This is a genomic window from Geodermatophilus sp. SYSU D01180 (genome assembly GCF_054050415.1).
The window spans coordinates 1-19,827 of the sequence record NZ_JBJGZH010000008.1; the positions used below are offsets into that span (position 1 = coordinate 1).

Sequence of the window (19,827 nt, forward strand, 5' to 3'; positions counted from 1 at the left end):
CCGGTGACCGACCAGGGGGCGGACGCCCGGCCCGGGCGGTGCGTGCCGACCCCCCGGCCGCGGCCGGCCGGGGCCCCCCCCCCGGCGACGACGCGGGCGGCGGGCGTCGACGCGATCGTCGACTGCGCCGTCTACGTGGAGGGGCGCCGGGAGCCGCCGGTGGACCCGATGGTGGCGCTGGAGACCGCCGTCGAGCGGGACGGCTTCGTCTGGCTGGGGCTGTTCGAGCCGACCGAGGCCGAGCTGGGCGCGATCGCCGAGCGCTACGGGCTGCACCCGCTCGCCGTCGAGGACGCCGTCTACGCCCACCAGCGACCCAAGCTCGAGCGCTACGACGACGACCTGTTCATGGTGCTCAAGACGGCGCGGTACGTGGAGCACGAGCAGCTGACCGCGACCAGCGAGGTGGTCGACACCGGCGAGGTCATGGTGTTCCTCGGCCCGCACCACGTGATCACCGTGCGGCACGGCGACCACAACGACCTGACCGAGCTGCGGCACCGGCTGGAGGAGCAGCGCGACCTGCTGTGCCTGGGCCCGTCGGCGGTGCTGTACGCGGTGGCCGACCACGTCGTCGACACCTTCGTCGACGTCGCCGAGCAGGTGCAGGACGACGTCGACGAGCTCGAGGCGTCGGTGTTCAGCCCCGACCGCACCGACGACATCGGCCGGCTGTACCAGCTGAAGCGCGAGCTGATGTCGCTGCGGCGGGCGGTCGGGCCGCTGGAGGTGCCGCTGCAGAAGCTGGCCGAGCGCCAGGTCGACTCGGTGCCGCCCCCGATGCGGTCCTACTTCCGCGACGTCCTCGACCACGCGATCCGGGTGCGCGACCAGGTGGCCGGGCTCGACGAGCTGCTGTCGTCGATCCTGCAGGCCTCGCTCGCGCGCACGTCGATGGCCGACAACGAGGACATGCGCAAGATCTCGGCGTGGGCGGCGATCGTCGCGGTGCCGACGGCGATCGCCGGGATCTACGGGATGAACTTCGAGCACATGCCCGAGCTGCAGTGGCGCTGGGGCTACGCGATGGTCTGGGTGGTCATCCTCGTCACCTGCTCCCTCCTCTACCGCGGCTTCAAGCGCAACGGCTGGCTCTGACCCGGTCGCGCGCGGTTGCGCGGAGGAGCACCTGACCCCGGCCTGGGTTCCGTGGTCCGGCGCGCAACCGGCGGAGCCTGTGGACAGCCGCAGCAGCCACACCCGGCGGTCGGGCACGGTGCCCGGGTGCCGCCCGCGCCCGCCGTCCCCGACCACCTGCGCGCGGGTGTGTTCCGCGGGTCGAGTGCGGTCGCCTCCGGGGCGCTGACCCGCCGGCAGCTGGGTGGGGCCACCTGGCGGCGGGTGCTGCAGGACGTCTACGTCCACCGCGACGTCCCGTCGACGCACGAACTCCGCGCCCGGGCCGCGGCGCTGCTCCTCCCGTCCGCCGTCGTCACCGGGCGGAGTGCAGCGGTCCTGTGGGGTCTCGACCTGGCCGGCGCAGGGGACGACGTCGAGGTGACGCTGCGGCCGGGCACCCACCAGGTCCGGCTCGCGGGCGTGGCGGCACGGCGGGCCGTCATCCGGCCGGCCGACGTGACCCGCCGCCTCGGGCTGCGCGTGACGACTCCCGAGGCGACCGCGCTCCGCCTGGCCTCGGTCCTCCCGCGGGACCGCGCCGTGGCGGCCGTCGACCAGCTCGTCGTGTCCGGCCGCGCGGACCTCGCCGGCGTCCGCAGACTCGCCACGGACGCGCGGGGCCCGGGGTGCCGACGTGCGAGGGCGGTGGCCGGGCTGGCCGACGGGCTGGCCGAGTCACCGCAGGAGACCCGCCTGCGGCTCCTCCTCCGCGGCGCCCTCCCCGCGCCGGTGGCCCAGTACCGGGTGACCGACGCGTCGGGCGGGTTCGTCGCACGGGTCGACTTCGCCTGGCCGGATCGGCGGGTGGCGGTCGAGTACGACGGGCTCTGGCACGCCGAGCCGGGCCAGTTCGCCCGCGACCGGCAGCGGCTGAACCGGCTCCAGGCGGCCGGCTGGCGCGTCGTGTTCGTCACGGCTGCGGACCTGCACCGGCCTGCCGAGCTCATCGCCCGGATCGCGGCGGCGCTGGCTGCCTGAGGGCCTGGACTGCGCCCTCCAGCACGCATCCGGGCGCGGGATGGGTGTCTCTCAGCGCAACGGGTCCGCGGCCCTCAGGGTTTGGCGGCGACGACGGCGTCGTAGACGGTGCGGCGGGGCAGGCCGGTGCGGGTGACGACGGCGCGGATGGCGTCCTTGCGGGTGGCGCCCGCGGCCTCCTCCCCCGCCACGAGCGCGGCCAGCTCGACGGCCGACAGCGACACCGGCTCGGGCACCGCCCCCGCGACGACGAGGGTGATCTCCCCGCGCACGCCGTCGGCCGCCCACGACGCCAGCGCGGACAGCGGCCCGCGCCGGACCTCCTCGTGCGTCTTGGTCAGCTCCCGGCACACCGCGGCCTCCCGGGAGTCCCCGAACGCGGCCGCGCAGTCGGCGAGCGCCTCGGCCAGCCGGTGCGGCGACTCGAAGAAGACCATCGTGCGGCGCTCGTCGGCGAGCGAGGCCAGCCGGGACCGCCGCTCCCCCGCCTTGCGCGGCAGGAACCCCTCGAAGCAGAACCGGTCGACCGGCAGCCCCGAGACCGCCAGCGCCGTCGTCACCGCGGACGGCCCGGGCACCGAGGTGACCTCGACGCCGGCGTCGATCGCCGCCCGCACCAGCGTGTAGCCGGGGTCGGATACCGAGGGCATGCCGGCGTCGGTGAGCAGCAGGACCGTCGCGCCGTCGGTGAGCGCCGCCATCAGCCCGGGCAGCCGCGCCCGCTCGACCGACTCGTGGAAGGTGACCACCCGCCCGGTGAGCGTGACCTCGAGGTCGGTGGCCAGCCGGTGCAGCCGGCGGGTGTCCTCGACGGCGAGCACGTCGGCCTCGGCCATGACGCGCCGCAGCCGCGGGCCGACGTCGCCGGGCTGGCCGAGGGGCGCACCACCGAGCACGAGCCGTCCGGTCACGACGACGAGCCTGTCACGCCGGGGCGCACGGTCCTCCCACATACCCTGAGGCGCATGGCGGTCCTGGCTCCCGAGCGCACGGGCGCCGGGGACCCGCCGGACGACGTCCCCGCCCGTCCCCCGCGCCGCTGGCCGGTGCCCCGCCCGCGGGTGGACCGGATCCCGCCGCTGCCCGGCGACCGGCTGCTGTCCTGGGTCCTGGCCGCGGTGCTCGGCGTCGCGGCGCTGGTGAGCCGGCTGGTCGGCATCAGCTACCCCGACACGCTGCTGTTCGACGAGGCCTACTACCCGCCCGAGGCGCACGACCTGCTGGTCTGGGGCCACGAGTACAACCGCGGCTACACGTTCATCGTCCACCCGCCGCTGGGCAAGTGGCTGATCGCCGCCGGTGAGCAGGTGTTCGGCTACACGAGCCTGGGCTGGCGGTTCCCCTCGGCGGTGGCGGGCGCGCTCGCCGTCGTCCTGCTCACCCGGCTGGCCCGGCGGCTGACCGGCTCCACGCTGCTCGGCCTGGTCGCCGGGCTGCTGCTGGCGCTGGACGGCTTCGCGTTCACCGTCTCCCGGATCGGCCTGCTCGACGTCTTCCTGCAGCTGTTCGTGCTGGCCGCCGTCGCCTGCCTGGTGGCCGACCGGGACCGGGTGCGCGCCCGGGTCGCGGGCTCGCTCCCGGTCCCCGCCACCGGGTCCCGCCTCGGCCCGCGGGGCTGGCGGATCGCCGCCGGCCTGCTGTTCGGCTGCGCCTGCTCGGTCAAGTGGAGCGGCATCTGGTTCCTGGCGTTCTGCGCCGTGCTGTCGCTGTGGTGGGACCGGCAGGCGTGGCGGGAGGCCGGGGTCCCGAGGCCGACGGCGACGGCGCTGCGCCGCGGCCTGCCCGGCGCCACCTGGGCGCTGGCCGCCGTCCCGGTGCTCACCTACGTCGCGAGCTTCGCCGGGTGGTTCCTCGGCGAGACGGCGCAGGGACGCTGGTGGGCGCAGCGCAACCCGGAGACGGCGTTCCCGTGGGTCCCCGACGCGCTGCGCTCCTGGTGGCACATGCACGCCGAGTGGTGGACCTTCCACAACGGCCTGTCCACGCCGCACCCGTGGGAGTCGGGGCCCTGGACCTGGCTGGTGAACGGCCGGCCGATCCTGCTGTGGAACCCGCAGGGGCTCACCGACGCCGCGGGCGACCAGGTGGTCCGCTACATCCTCATGGTCGGGACGCCGACGCTGTGGCTGGCGTTCGCGCCCGCGCTGGCCTGGACCGCCTGGCGGATCGTCGCCCGCCGCGACCCGGCCGCGCTGCTGGTGGCCGTCACGGTCGCCGCCGGCTGGGGCACCTGGTTCCTCAACCCCGAGCGCACGATGTTCGTCTTCTACATGGCGCCGGTGCTGCCGTTCTTCGTGCTGGCCGTGACCCTGGTGCTGCAGGACGTCCTCGGCCGCCCGGGCGCCCCCGAGTGGCGGCGCAGCGCCGGCCTGGCCGCGGTCAGCGGCTACGTCGCCGTGGTGGCCGGCACCTTCGTCTTCTTCTACCCGGTGCTCGCCGGGCGCCCGCTGTCGCACGCCGACTGGCTGCTGCGCATGTGGTTCCCGTCCTGGTTCTGAGGGGCCCGTCGCCGCGGTAGACAGTTGGGGCGCGCAACTGATTGCGTGAGCGCCCCGACCGTCGACGACCGGCTCGTCGACAGCGAGGTCACCGCGGGGCGCGCCCGCGCCTGAGCGCCCTCCGAGCCCGGGGCCGTCGCGTCCCCCGGGTCTGCGCGTTGACACATGCAGGTAGATGCCTGCACGATCGACGACGTGCAGCCCGGAGGCGAGGACGCCGTCTTCAAGGCGCTGGCCGACCGCACCCGGCGGCTCCTGCTGGACCGCCTGCGCGAGCGCGACGGTCAGACGCTCGGCGAGCTGTGCGCGGGCACCGGCATGGCGCGCCAGTCGGCCACGCAGCACCTCGACGTCCTCGTCGCCGCGGGGCTGGTCACCCCGGTCCGCCGCGGCCGGGAGCGGCTGCACCTCCTCAACCCGGTCCCGATCGCCGAGATCGAGCGGCGGTGGATCGCGGCGTTCGACCGGCCGCGCCTGCAGGCGCTGTCCGCCATCCGCACCGCAGCAGAGGAGCACGCCATGAGCGAGCGGGTCCCGAGCTACGTCTACGTCACGTACATCCGCGCCTCGGCCGCGCAGGTCTGGCACGCGCTGACCGACGCCGACCTCACGGCCCGCTTCTGGGGCCACGCGAACGTCTCGGACTGGCGGCCCGGCTCGCGCTGGGAGCACCGGCGCACCGACGGGTCGGGGGCCGCCGACGCCGGCGGCCGGGTGCTCGAGACCGACCCGCCGCGGCGCCTGGTGATGACCTTCGGGGAGGCCGACGGGGTGGAGCCCCCGGGCGGGGACTCGGTCGTGACGTTCCTCGTCGAGGAGCACGGCGGCATCGTCCGGTTGACGGTGACGCACGAGAACCTGGCCGGCGAGACCGAGCTGGGTCAGGTGTCGCAGGGCTGGCCCGCCGTGTGCGCCAACCTCAAGTCGCTGCTGGAGACCGGCGAGGTGCTGCCCGAGGCGCCGTGGGAGATGGCGCCGACCCCCGCCTGACCGGCGTACGGGTCCCGGAACGGCGGACGCCGCCGGGGCGGGTGGCCCCGACGGCGTCGGCAGTGGTGCGGTCTGGGTGGAGCTGAGGGGATTTGAACCCCTGACCCCCTCGATGCGAACGAGGTGCGCTACCGGACTGCGCTACAGCCCCTGACTGCGGGCCCAAGACTACCGCCCGCGCCCCCGGGTGCCACCAGCGGGGTGGCACCCGGGTGTCGCCGGTTCAGCCGTTGACCACGCGCGGCTGGTACAGGTCGATGTCGGCGAAGCCGATGTCGTCGTCGTCCAGGCCGACGACGGCGCTGTCCTGCCAGCCGGCCGGCACCGGACGGGCGGCCACCACGCGGGCCGGGCGCAGCGGGTGCACCGGCGCGAGCGGCAGGCTCGGGTGCGGCAGGCCGACGGTCGGGTGCACCGGCTCGTCGTCGGCGAGCACCGGCTCGGCGACCAGCGGCTCGGCCACCCGGGGCGCCGGCTGCGGCGCGGGGCGGGCGGCCGGCCGGGCGGTCGAGCGGGCGGCGGCGCGGGCGGCCCGGCGGGCGGCGGCCCGCTCCCGGCGCGCGGCGGCCCGCAGCACCACCAGGTAGCCGACCAGCGCGACGTCGAGCACCCCCTGGGCCACCCACAGCCACGGGGTGAGGGTCAGTGCGCCGGCCAGCGCCAGCAGCGTCAGTGCCAGCAGCCCGGCCAGCGTGCGCCGCCGGACGGCGTGCACGTCGATCCGCAGCTCGCCGGTCTGCCGCAGCAGCTCGCGGTCCACCGCGACGCGCTCGGTCTCCGCCGAGCGGACCGGGTCACCCACGCGCCGGCGCTGCAGCGTCCGGCCCCGGGTGACCTCCGCGCGGGTCGCCGGGGAGTCGCCGCGCGTCACCACCATCGGCACCAGCACGACGAACCACAGCACGACCAGCGCGGCGAGAAGCACGCCTGACCCCATCGAGAACACCACCCGTCACACGAGTCACTTGCCGCGGCAGGTTATGCACGCGAATCCCCAGCTAGAGGGAGGTTCCTGGGCGTGTCGCGCGATGAGTCGTGTGACGGAAGGGGTTTGCCAAGCGGCGCGTCGACACGTAGTCGACTGCTCACGAAGCGTGAACGTGATAGAGACCCGTCAGCGGGGTACGCGGGCGGCCCAGAGGCCGAGCACGCCCTGCGGCACGTCCTCGGCCAGCAGCGCGTAGGCGAGGTGGTCGCGCCAGTCGCCGTCGATGTCGAGGTACCGGCGCAGCAGCCCCTCGCCGCGGAACCCCAGCCGCTCGACCAGCCGCCGGCTCGGCCCGTTCTCCGGGCGGATGTCGGCCTGCAGCCGGTGCAGCCCGCCGGGTCCGAACGCGTGGTCGCAGACCAGCGCCACCGCGAGCGAGGCCATGCCCCGCCCGGCCACCTCCCGGTCGATCCAGTAGCCCAGCGACCCCGACCGCAGCGCGCCGCGCACGATGTTGTCCACGGTGACCTGCCCGGCCAGCCGCCCGTCCACCCGGACGGCGAACGGCAGTGCCGCCCCGGCCCGGGCGCGGCGGGCGACCGAGCGGCGCATCGCGCGGTAGGCCGCCGGCGTGTGCCGCACCGACCAGGCCCCCCCGGCCGAGGGCTCCCACGGCCGCAGCCAGGACTCGTTGGCCAGCCGCAGCCGGCTCCACTCGGCGGCGTCGCCGCGGCGGAGCGGGTGGAGCTCGACCGGGCCGTGGGCCAGGCGGGCGGGCCAGCCCGGGTGCTGCACCGGGTCCAGCTCAGCCGCCCAGCAGCAGGGGCATGACCGTCACGAGCCCGCCCTCGGCGACCTCGGTGACGTCCTCGTCGACGACGACCAGGCAGTTGGCCCTCGCCATCCGGGCGAGCATCGCCTCGTCGCCGTCGCCGAGCGGCTCGACGACGTAGCCGCCGTCGGGGTGGCGCATGACCTGGCCGTGCAGGTACTGCCGGTAGCCCAGCGGGGAGACCAGCCGCTCGGCGGAGATCGCCTGCACGGTGCGGCGGAACAATTGCCGCTTGCCCAGCATCGAGCGGATCGCCGGGCGCACGAAGACCTCGAAGGACACCAGCGCGGCCACCGGCTCGCCCGGCACGCAGATGACCGGCACCTCGTCCCGGCCGAGCCGGCCGAAGCCCTGCACCGGTCCCGGGTGCATCGTCACCTGACGGAAGCGCATGGGGCCCAGCTCCGCGAGGACCTCCTGCACCAGGTCGCCCTCCTCGGCGAAGGTGCCGGCGATGAGCACCAGGTCGCTGCGCAGCAGCTGGCTCTCGAGCACCTCGGTCAACCGGCGCCGGTCGGTGGGCAGGATCCCCCAGCGGTAGGCGGCCGCGCCGGCGTCGCGGGCGGCCGCGGCCAGGGCGTAGGTGTTGACGTCGACCACCTGGCCGGGCGCGGGCTGGGCGGTGATGTCGACCAGCTCGCTGCCGGCGGACAGGACGGCGACCCGCGGCCGGGGCCGCACGTGCACCCGGTCGCGCCCGACGGCGGCGAGCAGGCTGATCTGCGCCGGGCCGATCGGGGTGCCGGTGCGGACGGCGACGGTGCCGGGCGAGACGTCGTCGCCGGCCCGCCGGACGTAGCTGCCGGCCTCCGGCGCGCCGTGCACCTGCACCCGGACCAGCCCGCGGTCGGTCCACACAGCCGGGACGACGACGTCGGCGCCGGTGGGCAGCATCGCGCCGGCGGTCACCTTCTGCGCCAGCCCGGGCGCGAGCGCGGTCGGGCCCGCGGCACCGGCCACGGTCTCTCCCACCACGGCCAGCTCGACCGGCGCGTCCGGGGTGGCGGCGGCGACGTCCTCGGCCCGGACGGCGTAGCCGTCGAGCGCGGCCTGGTCGAAGGCGGGCAGCGCGCGGGCGCTGACCACCTCCTCGGCGCAGAGCAGGCCCTGGGCGTCGAGGACGGCGAGCTCGATCGGCTCCGGCTGCGGCACCGCGGCGAGGATCTCGTCCAGGTGCGTCTCGACCGTGCGCAGCACCGGCGCCTCGGGCTCGGCGGCCGCCGGCGGGGCCGGGAGCGGCGCGTCGGGGCCGATCGCGGCGGTGGTGTGCACCGCCAGCCGCGGCGCCGTCGGGGGGTCGAGGGTGGCCCCGCTGCGGAGGTCCAGCGCCGTGGTGTCCCGCGCCCCGGGCGTGCCGTTCTCGCTCATCGCTGCGATCGTCCCCCCTGCGGGGAGCGGGTCAGGCCTGCGACGCGCCCTCGGCGGGCAGGTCGGCGACGAACTCGGTCAGCCAGGAGCGCAGCGCGGGCCCGAGGTCCTCCCGCTCGGCGGCCAGCCGGATGACCGCCTTGAGGTAGTCGAGCTTGTCGCCGGTGTCGTAGCGGCGGCCGTCGAAGACCACGCCGTGCAGCGGCTCGCCGCGCTCGACCAGCGTGGCCAGCGCGTCGGTCAGCTGGATCTCCCCGCCGCGGCCGGGTGCGGTCTCGCGCAGCACCCCGAACACCTCGGGGGCGAGCACGTAGCGGCCGATGATCGCCAGGCTGCTCGGCGCCTCGTCGACCGGCGGCTTCTCCACCAGGCCGGTCACGGTCACCACGCCGTCGGACGAGCCGGGCTCGACCGCGACCGCGCCGTACTTGTCGATGTTCTCCCGGCCGACGTCGAGCAGGGCGATCACCGACCCGCCGTGCTCGGCCTGGACGGCGAGCATCTGCTCCAGCAGGTGGTCGCGGGCGTCGATCAGGTCGTCGCCGAGCAGGACGGCGAACGGCTCGTCGCCGACGAAGGCGGCCGCCTGCAGCACCGCGTGGCCCAGCCCGCGCGCCTCGCCCTGCCGGACGAAGTGCACCTGGGCGACCTCGGTGGACTCGTGGACGGCGGCCAGCCGGTCGGCGTCGCCCTTCTTCTCCAGGGCGGTCTCGAGCTCGGGGGTGCGGTCGAAGTAGTCCTCGATCGCCGCCTTGTTGCGGCCGGTGACCATGAGCACCTCGGCGAGGCCGGCCCGGGCGGCCTCCTCGACGATGTACTGCAGCGCCGGCCGGTCGACCACGGGCAGCAGCTCCTTGGGCACCGCCTTGGTGGCGGGGAGGAACCTGGTCCCCATCCCCGCGACGGGGATGACGGCCTTGCGCGCCGGACGCGGCGTCGGGGTCGACATGGGGTGGGAGCCTATCCAGCCCGTCGCGGCCGGGTCTCCCGCCACTAGCCTTCGCGGGTGACCTCCGCGCAGGACGGCGACGCGGCCAAGGCAGCGCTGCGCGAGGCGGTCGTCGCCCGCCGCCGGGCCCGTCCCCCCGCCGAGCGCGCCGCCGCCGCCGCCGCGGTCGCCGCGGCGCTCCTGCAGCGCCTGGCCGGGGTCCGACTGCTCGCCGCCTTCGTGCCCGACGAGACCGAGCCCGGCCACGGGCGGCTGCCTGCGGCGTTCACCCAGCTCGGGACCCGGGTGCTCCTGCCGGTGGTCCCGGACAGCGGCGCCGAGCTGCGCTGGGCGGTCGACACCGGCCGGCTGGCGTCGGGCCGCTTCGGGCTGCTGGAGCCGGTGGGCCCGCGACTGGGGCCGACGGCGCTGGGGACGGCGGAGGTGGTCGTCGTCCCGGCCCTGGCGGTGGACCGCACCGGCGTGCGGCTGGGCCGGGGCGGCGGGTACTACGACCGCGCGCTGGAGCACGTCCGCCCCGGCGCGGTGGTCGCGGCGCTGGTCTTCGACGACGAGCTGGTCGACCGGCTGCCGGCCTTCGACCACGACCGCCCGGTGACCGCCGTCGTCACCCCCTCCGGCGGCTGGCAGGAGATACCGGCCGGTAGGTGACACGGTGGGCGCGTCCGTCAGCGCCGACGTCGAGGAGTTCCCGTGTCCCCGGAGATCGTCACGATCCTGGCGCTCGTCGTCATCTTCGCGATCGCCACGTTCCTGCCGATCAACATGGGCGCCCTGGCGTTCACGGCCGCCTTCCTCGTGGGGACGCTGTCGGTGGGCCTGACCACCGACGACATCCTCACCGGGTTCCCGGCGGAGCTGGTCGTCACGCTGATCGGCGTCACCTACCTGTTCGCGATCGCGCAGAACAACGGCACGGTCGACCTGCTGGTCCGGTCCGCGGTGCGGCTGGTCGGCGGCTACGTCGCGGCGATCCCGTGGATCATGTTCGCCGTCACCGCGCTGCTGACGGCGATCGGCGCCCTCTCCCCCGCCGCGGTGGCGATCGTCGCGCCGATCGCGCTGGGCTTCGCCGCGCGCTACGACATCCACCCGCTGCTGATGGGGATGATGGTCGTCCACGGCGCGCAGGGCGGCGGGTTCTCGCCGATCAGCGTCTACGGCGTCACGGTCAACGAGATCGTCGACGCCGAGGGGCTGCCCTCCAGCCCGGTGGCGGTCTTCCTGGGCAGCCTGTTCTTCAACCTGGCCATCGGCGTGGTCCTCTTCCTCGTGTTCGGCGGCCGGCAGCTGCTGGGCCGCCGGGTGCCGGTCGCGGCCCCCGCGCGCGCCGTGCCCGCGGAGGAGCCCGTGGTGACCGGGCACGGCGCCCCGCCCGGTCCCGCCGTCGGGCCCGACGACACCGGCGGCCCCGGCGGCGGCACCGGCGACGGCGGGACGGCGCCCCAGCGGGTGACCCTCGACCAGGTCCTCACCCTGGTCGGGCTGGCCGCCGTGGCCGTCCTCGCGCTGGTGTTCGACCTCGACATCGGCTTCGTGTCGATCACCGTGGCCACCGTGCTCGCGGTGTTCGCCGCCGCCCGGCACAAGAACGCGGTCAGCCAGATCAGCTGGTCCACGGTGCTACTGATCGCCGGGGTGCTCAGCTACGTCTTCGTGCTGCAGGAGGCGGGCACGATCGACTACATCGGCGAGGCGGTCATCGGCCTGGGCGCCCCGCTGCTGATCGCGCTGCTGCTCTGCTACATCGGTGGGGTGGTGTCGGCGTTCGCGTCGTCGACCGCGATCATCGGCGTCGCCATCGCGCTGGCGGTGCCGTTCCTGCAGAGCGGGGACATCGGCGCCGTCGGGGTGGTGGTGGCCCTGTCCGTGTCGTCGACGATCGTCGACGTCAGCCCCTTCTCGACCAACGGCGCGCTGGTCCTCGCCAACGCGCAGGGGGTGGACCGGGACCGGTTCTACAAGCAGATGCTCGTCTACGCCGGGATCGTCGTGGCCGCCGGACCGCTGCTGGCCTGGCTGGTGTTCGTCGTCGTCCCCGGCTGGTTCTAGACCCCGACAGGGAGAGGCCCCGTGACCGGACCACTGGACGGCGTGCTCGTCGTCGACCTGACCCGCGCGCTGGCCGGGCCGCACGCCGCGATGATGCTCGGCGACCTCGGCGCCCGGGTGATCAAGGTGGAGAACCCCGGCGGCGGGGACGACACCCGCGGCTGGGGGCCGCCGTTCGTGCAGCCCGAGGCCGGCGACCGGGAGTCGACGTACTTCCTCTCGGCCAACCGCAACAAGGAGTCGATCACCCTCGACCTCAAGGACGAGGGCGACAAGGAGCTGCTGCGCGAGCTGGTCCGCCGGGCCGACGTGCTGATGGAGAACTTCCGCCCCGGCACGCTCGAGCGCCTCGGCTTCGGCACCGCCGTGCTGGCCGAGCTCAACCCGCGGCTGGTCACCCTGTCCATCTCCGGCTTCGGCCACGACGGCCCGGAAGGCGGCCGCGCCGGCTACGACCAGATCGCGCAGGGCGAGGCCGGGCTGATGTCGCTGACCGGCCCCGGCCCGGACGACCCGCAGCGCGTCGGCGTCCCGATCGGCGACCTGCTGGCCGGCATGTACGGCGCCTACGGCGTGCTCGCCGCGCTGCACGAGCGCGAGCGGACCGGCCGCGGCCAGGTCGTGCGCACCTCGCTGCTGGCCGCCGTCGTCGGCGTGCACGCCTTCCAGGGGACGGCGTGGACGGTGGGCGGTCAGGTCGGCCGCGCGCAGGGCAACCACCACCCCTCGATCGCCCCGTACGGCCTGTTCCACTGCAAGGGCGGCAGCGTGCAGCTGTCCTGCGGGTCGGAGTCGCTGTGGCGGCGGCTGTGCGCCGAGTTCGACCTGGACCCGGAGGCGCCGGGCCTGGCCACCAACGGCGAGCGGGTGGGCAACCGGCAGCAGGTCATCGAGCTGCTCGAGCGGGCCTTCGCCGACGTCGACGCCGAGACGCTGCTCGCCCGGCTGGCCGCCGCGGGCGTCCCGGCGGGCAAGGTGCGCACGATCGACGAGGTCTACGGCTGGGAGCAGACGCTCTCGCAAGGCCTGCTGGTCGACGTCGAGCACGCCACCCTCGGCCGGCTGCAGCTGCCCGGCCCGCCGCTGCGGTTCTTCGCCGCCGGTCCCGACGGCGAGACCGAGACGACCCGCCGCGACCACGCCGCTCCCCCGGTGCTCGGCGGGTCGGACGAGGCGGTCCGCGCCTGGCTGGCGCAGTGAGCCGTCGGCTGGACGCCCGCAGCCTGCGCGACCTGGTCCTCGACCCCGGCTCCTGGCGGAGCTGGGACGCGCCGATCGGCCCCCGCGACGTCGACCCGCGGTACGCCGCCGAGCTGCGCGCCGCGGCCGAGCGCAGCCGCCAGGACGAGGCCGTGGTCACCGGCGAGGGCCGGCTGCGCGGCCGGCGGGTGGCCGTCGTCGCCGGGGAGTTCGGCTTCCTCGCCGGCTCGATCGGGGTGGCCACCGCCGAGCGGCTGGTCGCCGGGATCGAGCGGGCCACCGAGGAGGGCCTGCCGCTGCTGGCCGCGCCGGTGTCCGGCGGCACCCGGATGCAGGAGGGCACGGTCGCCTTCCTGCAGATGGTCGGCATCACCGCGGCGATCGCCCGGCACAAGGCCGCGGGCCTGCCCTACCTGGTCTACCTGCGCGACCCCACGTTCGGCGGGGTGCTCGCCTCGTGGGGGTCGCTGGGGCACGTGACCATCGCCGAGCCCGGTGCGGCGGTGGGCTTCCTCGGCCCGCGGGTGTACGAGGCGCTCTACGGCGAGCCGTTCCCGCCCGGCGTGCAGACCGCCGACCACCTCGCCGAGCGCGGCCTCATCGACGCCGTCGTGCCGCACGAGGACGTCGCGGACCTCGCCGACCGGGCGCTGTCGGTGCTGTCGGCCCGGCGCACCTGGCACGCCGACGTCCGCGACGCCGAGCGCCCGACGCCGGAGGACGGCACCGAGGACGACGACCCGGAGGACGGCCGCAGCGCGTGGGACGTCGTCACCGCGTCCCGGCGGCCCGACCGGCCGGGCGTGCGGCGGCTGCTGCGGACGGCGGCCACCGACGTCGTCGGGCTCTCGGGCACCGGCGCCGGCGAGAAGGACCCCGGCCTGCTGCTGGCGCTGGCCCGCTTCGGCGGCGCGCCGTGCGTCGTCCTCGGGCAGGACCGGCGCGGGCAGTCGCTGTCGGCGCCGCTGGGCCCGGCGGCGCTGCGCGAGGCCCGGCGCGGCATGCGGCTGGCCGCCGAGCTGCACCTGCCGCTGGTGACGCTCATCGACACCCCGGGCGCGGCACTCTCGGTGGAGGCCGAGGAGGGCGGGCTGGCCGCGGAGATCGCCCGCTGCCTGGAGGACCTGGTGACGCTCCGGGCGCCGACGCTCGCGGTGCTGCTCGGCCAGGGCACCGGCGGCGGCGCGCTGGCGCTGGCGCCGGCCGACCGGGTGCTCGCCGCGGCCAACGGCTGGCTGGGCCCGCTGCCGCCGGAGGGTGCCGCGGCGATCGTGCACCGCACCGTCGACCGGGCGCCGGAGATGGCCGCCGCGCAGGGCGTGCGGGCGACCGACCTGTGGCGGGCCGGGATCGTCGACCGCGTGGTGCCCGAGCGGCCCGACGCCGCCGACGAGCCGGTCGGGTTCTGCCGCCGGCTGGGCCGGGTGCTCGGCGAGGAGCTGGCCGGGCTGCTCGGCCGCGACGACGCCGAGCGGCACCGCAGCCGCCTGCACCGCTACCGCCGGCTGGGCCGCTGAGGACCTACCAGGCGACGCCCGGGGCGTAGGTGCCGAAGCTCCACTCCTGGCCGCCGGGGTCGACCAGCCGCGCCCGCCGGGTGCCCCACTCGGTGTCCTCCGGGGCGATGACCGGCGTCGCGCCGGCGGCGACGCCCCGGGCGAAGCGGTCGTCGACGTCGGCGGCGTCGTCGAGCACCAGGTACAGCCCCGACCCGGTGGACCGGCCGAGCAGCGGCGGGCGCACGTAGCCGGCGTCGTCACTGGCGACCATCAGGACGACGTCGTCGCAGCGGACCTCCGCGTGCGCCACGGTGCCGTCGTCGGCGTCGGCCCGCCGGACCACGGTGAAGCCGAGCGCCGCCATCCACGCCAGGGCGGCCGGTGCGTCGCGGTAGCTGAGGTAGGCGGCCAGGCGCGCTCCCATGGCGCGCAAGCTAGTCGCGCCCGGCCGGTCCCGACAGGGACCAGCGGCCCCTGTGGGTGGATCGCGGGCGCGAGTCCCGCCTGGCCGCGTCCGCCCGGCAACTGCGGGGAGGTCGCGGTGCGGAGCACGTCGCAGGCGGCGACTCCCCCGCAGGTGCGCGGTGACCACACGCGGGACGCCCCCTCGGCGGACCGTGAGGGCGTCCGGCACGTGCCCGGTGGGGGAGGGCCGCGGTCGCCGCCGGGACCGGCCCGGCTTCCCGCGCCTCAGCCGGTCGCGTCCCCGCCGTGCGGCACCCGGCGGGAGCGGTCGGGGTCCAGGTGCTCGACGACGGTCTCGAGCACCTCGCGCAGCAGCTCCGTCTGCTCGGCGGTGAGCGGGTCGAACAGCGCGCCCCGGACGGCGTCCACGTGCCCGGGCGCGACGCTGCGGACGAGGTCCCAGCCGGCGTCGGTGAGCACGGCGACGTTGCCGCGGCCGTCCTCGGGCGAGCGCTCGCGGCGGACCCAGCCGCGGTCCTCCAGCCGCGCCACGGTGTGCGAGAGCCGGCTCTGCGACTGGTTGGCCCGCCGGGCGAGGTCGCTCATCCGCCGGCTGCGGCCGGGCGCCTCGGACAGCATCGCCAGCACGACGTAGGCGGCGTGCGAGAGGCCGGCGTCGCGCTGGAGCTGGGCGTCGAGCTCGCGCGGGAGCAGCTCGGCGAGGGTGAGCCAGGCGCGCCAGGCCCGTTGCTGCGTGTCGTCGAGCCAGCGCGCGGTCACGGCGGCGACGGTACCGGCGCGTCGTCACCCGGATGAGCCGCCCGCCACCGGATCCGGTGGTACGCACTCTGAGCGGCCGACCACCGCGTGACGCCCGCCTGGGGGAAGGGTGTCACCCGCCCGGACTGTGAGCCGATGCACCGTTGACCGAGCGTCACCGGCCACCGAGGGTGTGCTGCGACCGGCGGACCGGCCGGTTCCTGAACTGCACCACCTGAACGGAGACCTCGTGCCCCACGGCGAGAAGCCCGCCCCGACCCGCGCGACCGGGCGGCGCGACGCCTTCGCCCCCCTGCTCGGCAACCCCCTCGCCGCGCTGCTGCGCGAGCACGACCGCGCCGGGGTGGGCACCCACGGCGTCCCGACGGCGGGCGCCCCGGAGCCGGTCACCGTCTACGACGACGGCGTCCCGCGGGTGAACCTGGGCAGCAACAACTACCTCGGCCTGGCCGGTGACCCGCGGGTCGTCGAGGCCGCCGTGGCCGCGGTCCGCCGGTTCGGCACGAGCACCTCGGGCAGCCGCGTCCTCAACGGCACCACGCGGCTGCACCTGCAGCTGGAGGAGGAGCTCGCCGACCACTACGGCGTCGAGGCGGCCGTGCTGACCTCCTCGGGGGTCAACGCCAACGTCGCGCTGCTGTCCACCGCCTGCGGTCCCGGCGACGCGCTGCTGGTCGACGCGCACGCCCACGCCAGCGTGCACGCCGGGGCAGCCGCCAGCCGCGGCACCGTGGTCCGGTTCCGGCACAACGACCTCGAGTCGCTGGCCCGGCGGCTGGACCGGCTCGACCCGCAGGCCGGCGCGGTCGTCGTCGTCGACGGCGTCTACTCGATGACCGGCGAGACCGCGCCACTGGCCGGCCTCGCCGAGCTGTGCGCCGCGCACGGCGCGCGCCTGGTGGTCGACGAGGCGCACGGCCTCGGCGTCCTCGGCGAGCACGGCCGCGGCGCGGCCGAGCACTGCGGCGTCCTGGACCGGGTCGACGCGGTGACGCTGGCGTTCAGCAAGTCGCTGGCCAGCGTGGGCGGGGCGGTGCTGACGTCGAAGGCGGTGGCCGACGGCATCCGCGCCAGCGCCATGCCCTACGTGTTCAGCGCCGCCAACGAGCCGGCCGGCGTCGGCGCGGCGCTGGCCGCGCTGCGCATCCTCCGCGAGGAGCCCGGGCGCCAGGACCGGCTGCGGGAGAACGGCGCCCGGCTGCGCGTCGAGCTCTCCGTCGCCGGCACCCCGCCGCTGCCCGGCAGCGGCGCGGTCGTCGCGGTCCCGACCGGCAGCGAGGAGGCGACCGCCGCCGCGTGGCGGGCCGCCTACGAGGCCGGGGTGTACTGCAACGCCGTCGCCTACCCCGCCGTGCCGCGCGGCAGGGGGGTGCTGCGGCTGTCGGTGATGGCCACGCACACCGCCGAGCAGCTGCAGGCCGCGGCGGGCTCGGTGGCCGCCGCCGTCCGCTCCACCCGGGACGCCGGGACGGCGGGTCAGGAGCTCGGCGGGGAGCTCGCCGTCGCCTGACCCGCGCCCGCCACCCGGCCGAGGCGCTCGAGGTCGGCCCGCAGGCCGGCGGTGCGGTCGCGGTGCGCGGGCAGCAGCAGCGCCGCGACCCGCTCCGCCGCCGCCGGCATGCCGGTGAGGTCGTAGCGCTGCCCGATCCGGGTGCCGGTGCCGGCCGGCGCGAAGGTGACCCGCCAGTGCGTCCGGTCGCGGTAGGGCCCCGTGGGCACGGTCCGCCAGGCCGGCACCCGCCCGGGGTCCACCTCGGTCACCTCGCAGACCCGAGCCCAGCACGACCAGCCCGACCGGTTCCAGCCGCGGAAGCGCGCGCCCGGGACCACCGCCGAGGAGCCGGGCAGCCAGGCCGCCCGGACGCACTCGCCGCTCCACTCCCCCACCCGGGTCGGGTCGGCGAGCACCGCCCACACCGCCTCCGGCGGCGCCCCGACCTCGACCTCGACCGACACCGACGGCGGGATGCGCAGGCTCACCCGCGGGATGGTGCACCGGCCGGCGTCCGCGGACCAGAGCCGCGACGATCACCCCTACCGCTCCGGCCCCGCACCTGCCAGGGTCGTGCACGAGGCAGCCTCCGTCGAAACAGGCGCGCGGGGCCCCTCCACTGGTCGGAGGCCGGGATGACGCGCCTGTCCGTGCCCTGGCGGCTCGTCCTCGCCGTCGCTGCGGGGTACACCGCCGGCTCCCTCACCTCGTTCCTGCTGTTCGAGGCGTCGAGCACCGGCGCCGTCCTGTTCCTGCCGGCCGGGGTCACCCTCTCCGCCCTGGTGCTCAGCGACCGGCGCCGGTGGCCCTGGGTCCTGGCCACGGCCGCGCTGGTCGAGGTGGTGATCGACCGGGCCATGGGCATCGGCCCGGTGGCCTCCTGGGGGTTCGCCCTGGCCAACACCGCCGAGCCGCTCGTCGGCGCCCTCCTGCTGCGCCGGTTCGCGCCGGTCCCCGACCTGGGCCGCCGCCGCGACCTGACCGCCTTCCTGCTCTGCGGCGTGCTCGCCGGCCCGCTGGTCGGCGGGCTGGTCGGCTCGCTGACGATCCACCTGTCGCAGGGCCCCGCCGTGCTCGACGGCCTCGTCCCGTTCTGGGCCGGCGACGGGCTCGGCGCGCTGACCGTGGGCGGGGCCGTGCTGACCTGGCGGCTGGGCCGGGGCGGGCCGGCCGCGGCCCGGCGGGCGGCGCTGCTGCTCCTGACCGCCGTCGTGACCGCGGCCGTCTTCTGGCCGGTCGGCGTCCCGGTGGCCTGGCTGACCATCCCCTGGCTCACCTGGCTGGCCGTCCGGTACGGGGTCGCCCTCGTCACCGAGGCCGGCCTCGTGCTCGCGGTCACCGCCAACCTCCTGACCGTGGTCGGGCGCGGACCGTGGGCCTCGTTCCACGACACCCCGCAGGTGGAGGCCGCCGCCCTGCAGGCGTTCATCGCCGTGGCGGTCCTGAGCGCCTGGCTGCTGGCCGTGGAGATCGGCGAGCGCGACCGGGCGCGGTCGGTGTCCCGCCGGGAGGCCGCCGCGCGGCACCGGGTGGAGGCGCTGCAGCAGGTGACCGCGGGCCTGGCGACCGCCGCGACCACCGACGCGATCGCCGCGGTGCTGGTCCGCTCCGGCATCGCGCTGCTCGCCCACTCGGGCGCGGTCGGCGTGGTCGACCGGGACGGCGGCCGGCTGCGCGTGTGGTCCACGGACGGGGACGGGGAGAGCGGGCTGCCGCTGGCCGACCCCTCCCCGCTGGCGACCGCCGCCCGCCGCGGCGCCGCCGTCCGGACCCGCTCCCCGGCCGGGTTGGCGCTGCCCGCCCGGGTCGCCGGCACGACGTTCGGGGCCCTCGCCGTCCGGTTCGCCGACGACGAGGCCGACGACGACGTCGAGGCCACGGCGCGCACGCTGGCCGAGCTCATGGGCCCCGCGCTGCACCGGGCCCGGCTGTACGAGGAGGAGCGGGACGCCGCCCACCAGCTCCAGCGCGCCTTCCTCCCGGCCGTCCCTGCCGAGCTGCCCGGCGCGGCGCTCGCCGGCTGCTACCGCCCGGCCGACCAGCAGCACGACATCGGCGGTGACTGGTACGACGCCTTCCCGCTGCCCTTCGGGCGGGTCGGGTTCGCCGTCGGCGACGTCGTCGGCCACGACCTGCGGGCCGCCGCCGCGATGGGGCGGCTGCACTCGGCGCTGAGCGTGCTGGCCGCCGCGCCGCACGACGGGCCCGCCGCGGTCCTCGAGGCGCTGGACCGGGCGTCGGCGGCCATCCCCGGCGCGGCGCTCACCACCATCGGCTACGGCGAGTACGACCCCGTCACCTGCCGGCTGCGCTACGCCTGCGCGGGCCACCCGCCCCCGCTGCTGGTCACCGGCCGCGACGCCCGGTACCTCACCGGCGGGCGGTCGCGGCCGCTGTCGGCCGCCAGCGGGCCCCGCGCGGAGGACGAGGTCGAGGTCCCGCCCGGCTCGACGCTGGTCTGGTACTCCGACGGGCTCGTCGAGCGGCGTGACGCCGACCTCGACACCGGCCTCGCCCGCCTGGCGGCGGTCGCCGCCCGGCTCGACGGCGCCCACCTCCAGACGTGGTGCGACGCGGTGGTGGCCGAGCTCACCGGCGGGCAGCTGCTGCACGACGACGTCGTGCTCCTGTGCCTGCGGCTGCAGCCGACCGCGGCCGTGGTGACGCCGAGGACCTCGCTCCCGGCCGAGGTGGTGGAGCCGCAGCCCGCGACGTAGCGTCGCGCCGGCGCGAGGAG

18 protein-coding genes and 1 tRNA gene are annotated in these 19,827 nt (G+C 76.5%); 10 read left to right on the forward strand and 9 right to left on the reverse strand.

Going from position 1 to position 19,827, the window contains the following annotated elements:
- Positions 1 to 3 precede the first annotated feature (3 nt).
- A complete protein-coding gene (gene corA / locus ACI8AA_RS09295; RefSeq protein WP_457044341.1) occupies positions 4 to 1,098 on the forward strand; it encodes a magnesium/cobalt transporter CorA in 1,095 nt (364 codons plus the stop codon).
- 126 nt (positions 1,099 to 1,224) lie between these two features.
- A complete protein-coding gene (locus ACI8AA_RS09300) occupies positions 1,225 to 2,097 on the forward strand; it encodes an endonuclease domain-containing protein (RefSeq protein ID WP_457044189.1) in 873 nt (290 codons plus the stop codon).
- Between the two features lie 74 nt (positions 2,098 to 2,171).
- Here the strand turns inward: ACI8AA_RS09300 and rsmI are convergent, their stop codons facing one another.
- Positions 2,172 to 3,008 carry a 16S rRNA (cytidine(1402)-2'-O)-methyltransferase gene (gene rsmI, locus ACI8AA_RS09305; RefSeq protein ID WP_457044190.1) on the reverse strand — a complete coding sequence of 279 codons (837 nt, stop codon included), beginning with the start codon at positions 3,006 to 3,008 and terminating at the stop codon, positions 2,172 to 2,174.
- A gap of 54 nt (positions 3,009 to 3,062) precedes the next feature.
- Between rsmI and ACI8AA_RS09310 the strand changes: the two genes are divergently transcribed.
- The gene (locus ACI8AA_RS09310) at positions 3,063 to 4,595 is read left to right on the forward strand and encodes a dolichyl-phosphate-mannose--protein mannosyltransferase (RefSeq protein WP_457044191.1); all 1,533 of its coding nucleotides are present in this window, start codon (positions 3,063 to 3,065) and stop codon (positions 4,593 to 4,595) included.
- Between the two features lie 195 nt (positions 4,596 to 4,790).
- Positions 4,791 to 5,585: an ArsR/SmtB family transcription factor gene (locus ACI8AA_RS09315; RefSeq protein WP_457044192.1), complete on the forward strand. Its 795-nt coding sequence runs from the start codon at positions 4,791 to 4,793 to the stop codon at positions 5,583 to 5,585.
- Positions 5,586 to 5,662: 77 nt separating this feature from the next.
- On the opposite strand, the gene ACI8AA_RS09320 is transcribed toward ACI8AA_RS09315, so the two are convergent.
- The 5 genes from ACI8AA_RS09320 to galU form a co-directional block, all read right to left on the reverse strand.
- Positions 5,663 to 5,736: transfer RNA gene (locus ACI8AA_RS09320), tRNA-Ala, on the reverse strand.
- Between the two features lie 72 nt (positions 5,737 to 5,808).
- Positions 5,809 to 6,522 (reverse strand): divisome protein SepX/GlpR, encoded by a 714-nt coding sequence (gene sepX, locus ACI8AA_RS09325; protein WP_457044193.1) that lies wholly within the window; start codon positions 6,520 to 6,522, stop codon positions 5,809 to 5,811.
- A gap of 177 nt (positions 6,523 to 6,699) precedes the next feature.
- A complete protein-coding gene (locus ACI8AA_RS09330; protein ID WP_457044194.1) occupies positions 6,700 to 7,308 on the reverse strand; it encodes a GNAT family N-acetyltransferase in 609 nt (202 codons plus the stop codon).
- A 10-nt stretch (positions 7,309 to 7,318) separates the two neighbouring features.
- On the reverse strand, positions 7,319 to 8,713 hold the full coding sequence (glp, locus tag ACI8AA_RS09335; RefSeq protein WP_457044195.1) for a molybdotransferase-like divisome protein Glp: 1,395 nt from the start codon (positions 8,711 to 8,713) through the stop codon (positions 7,319 to 7,321).
- Between the two features lie 31 nt (positions 8,714 to 8,744).
- The gene (gene galU, locus ACI8AA_RS09340; RefSeq protein ID WP_457044196.1) at positions 8,745 to 9,662 is read right to left on the reverse strand and encodes a UTP--glucose-1-phosphate uridylyltransferase GalU; all 918 of its coding nucleotides are present in this window, start codon (positions 9,660 to 9,662) and stop codon (positions 8,745 to 8,747) included.
- A 57-nt stretch (positions 9,663 to 9,719) separates the two neighbouring features.
- Between galU and ACI8AA_RS09345 the strand changes: the two genes are divergently transcribed.
- The 4 genes from ACI8AA_RS09345 to ACI8AA_RS09360 are packed head-to-tail and all read left to right on the forward strand — an operon-like array spanning position 9,720 to position 14,431.
- Complete coding sequence (locus ACI8AA_RS09345; RefSeq protein WP_457044197.1) at positions 9,720 to 10,313, forward strand: 5-formyltetrahydrofolate cyclo-ligase; 594 nt, start codon at positions 9,720 to 9,722, stop codon at positions 10,311 to 10,313.
- A 42-nt stretch (positions 10,314 to 10,355) separates the two neighbouring features.
- Entirely contained in the window at positions 10,356 to 11,714 is a 1,359-nt protein-coding gene (locus ACI8AA_RS09350; RefSeq protein ID WP_457044198.1) for an SLC13 family permease, read from the forward strand.
- Positions 11,715 to 11,735: 21 nt separating this feature from the next.
- Complete coding sequence (locus ACI8AA_RS09355) at positions 11,736 to 12,914, forward strand: CaiB/BaiF CoA transferase family protein (RefSeq protein ID WP_457044199.1); 1,179 nt, start codon at positions 11,736 to 11,738, stop codon at positions 12,912 to 12,914.
- Positions 12,911 to 14,431, forward strand: a complete 1,521-nt coding sequence (locus ACI8AA_RS09360) for a carboxyl transferase domain-containing protein (RefSeq protein ID WP_457044200.1) — start codon at positions 12,911 to 12,913, stop codon at positions 14,429 to 14,431. Before ACI8AA_RS09355 ends, ACI8AA_RS09360 begins: the two co-directional genes overlap by 4 nt.
- A gap of 4 nt (positions 14,432 to 14,435) precedes the next feature.
- Here the strand turns inward: ACI8AA_RS09360 and ACI8AA_RS09365 are convergent, their stop codons facing one another.
- Together ACI8AA_RS09365 and ACI8AA_RS09370 are read right to left on the reverse strand one after the other, a co-directional pair.
- Entirely contained in the window at positions 14,436 to 14,837 is a 402-nt protein-coding gene (locus ACI8AA_RS09365; RefSeq protein WP_457044201.1) for a VOC family protein, read from the reverse strand.
- A gap of 266 nt (positions 14,838 to 15,103) precedes the next feature.
- Positions 15,104 to 15,598, reverse strand: a complete 495-nt coding sequence (locus tag ACI8AA_RS09370) for a MarR family winged helix-turn-helix transcriptional regulator (protein WP_457044202.1) — start codon at positions 15,596 to 15,598, stop codon at positions 15,104 to 15,106.
- 229 nt (positions 15,599 to 15,827) lie between these two features.
- Between ACI8AA_RS09370 and ACI8AA_RS09375 the strand changes: the two genes are divergently transcribed.
- Positions 15,828 to 17,108, forward strand: a complete 1,281-nt coding sequence (locus ACI8AA_RS09375; RefSeq protein ID WP_457044203.1) for an aminotransferase class I/II-fold pyridoxal phosphate-dependent enzyme — start codon at positions 15,828 to 15,830, stop codon at positions 17,106 to 17,108.
- Here the strand turns inward: ACI8AA_RS09375 and ACI8AA_RS09380 are convergent.
- Positions 17,075 to 17,578, reverse strand: coding sequence for an SRPBCC family protein (locus ACI8AA_RS09380; RefSeq protein ID WP_457044204.1), 504 nt, complete (start codon positions 17,576 to 17,578; stop codon positions 17,075 to 17,077). The two genes, ACI8AA_RS09375 and ACI8AA_RS09380, sit on opposite strands and share 34 nt — an antisense overlap.
- 147 nt (positions 17,579 to 17,725) lie before the next feature.
- Here ACI8AA_RS09380 and ACI8AA_RS09385 point away from each other — a divergent pair, with 147 nt between their 5' ends.
- Positions 17,726 to 19,807, forward strand: a complete 2,082-nt coding sequence (locus tag ACI8AA_RS09385) for a SpoIIE family protein phosphatase (RefSeq protein ID WP_457044205.1) — start codon at positions 17,726 to 17,728, stop codon at positions 19,805 to 19,807.
- The last annotated feature ends 20 nt before the right edge of the window (positions 19,808 to 19,827 follow it).

Excerpts from the sequence above, each read along its gene's own strand:
- glp (WP_457044195.1), bottom strand. The coding sequence starts at position 8,713 with ATGAGCGAGAACGGCACGCCCGGGGCGCGGGACACCACGGCGCTGGAC.
- ACI8AA_RS09310 (WP_457044191.1), top strand. The coding sequence starts at position 3,063 with ATGGCGGTCCTGGCTCCCGAGCGCACGGGCGCCGGGGACCCGCCGGAC.
- ACI8AA_RS09385 (WP_457044205.1), top strand. The coding sequence starts at position 17,726 with ATGACGCGCCTGTCCGTGCCCTGGCGGCTCGTCCTCGCCGTCGCTGCG.
- galU (WP_457044196.1), bottom strand. The coding sequence starts at position 9,662 with ATGTCGACCCCGACGCCGCGTCCGGCGCGCAAGGCCGTCATCCCCGTC.
- sepX (WP_457044193.1), bottom strand. The coding sequence starts at position 6,522 with ATGGGGTCAGGCGTGCTTCTCGCCGCGCTGGTCGTGCTGTGGTTCGTC.
- ACI8AA_RS09365 (WP_457044201.1), bottom strand. The coding sequence starts at position 14,837 with ATGGGAGCGCGCCTGGCCGCCTACCTCAGCTACCGCGACGCACCGGCC.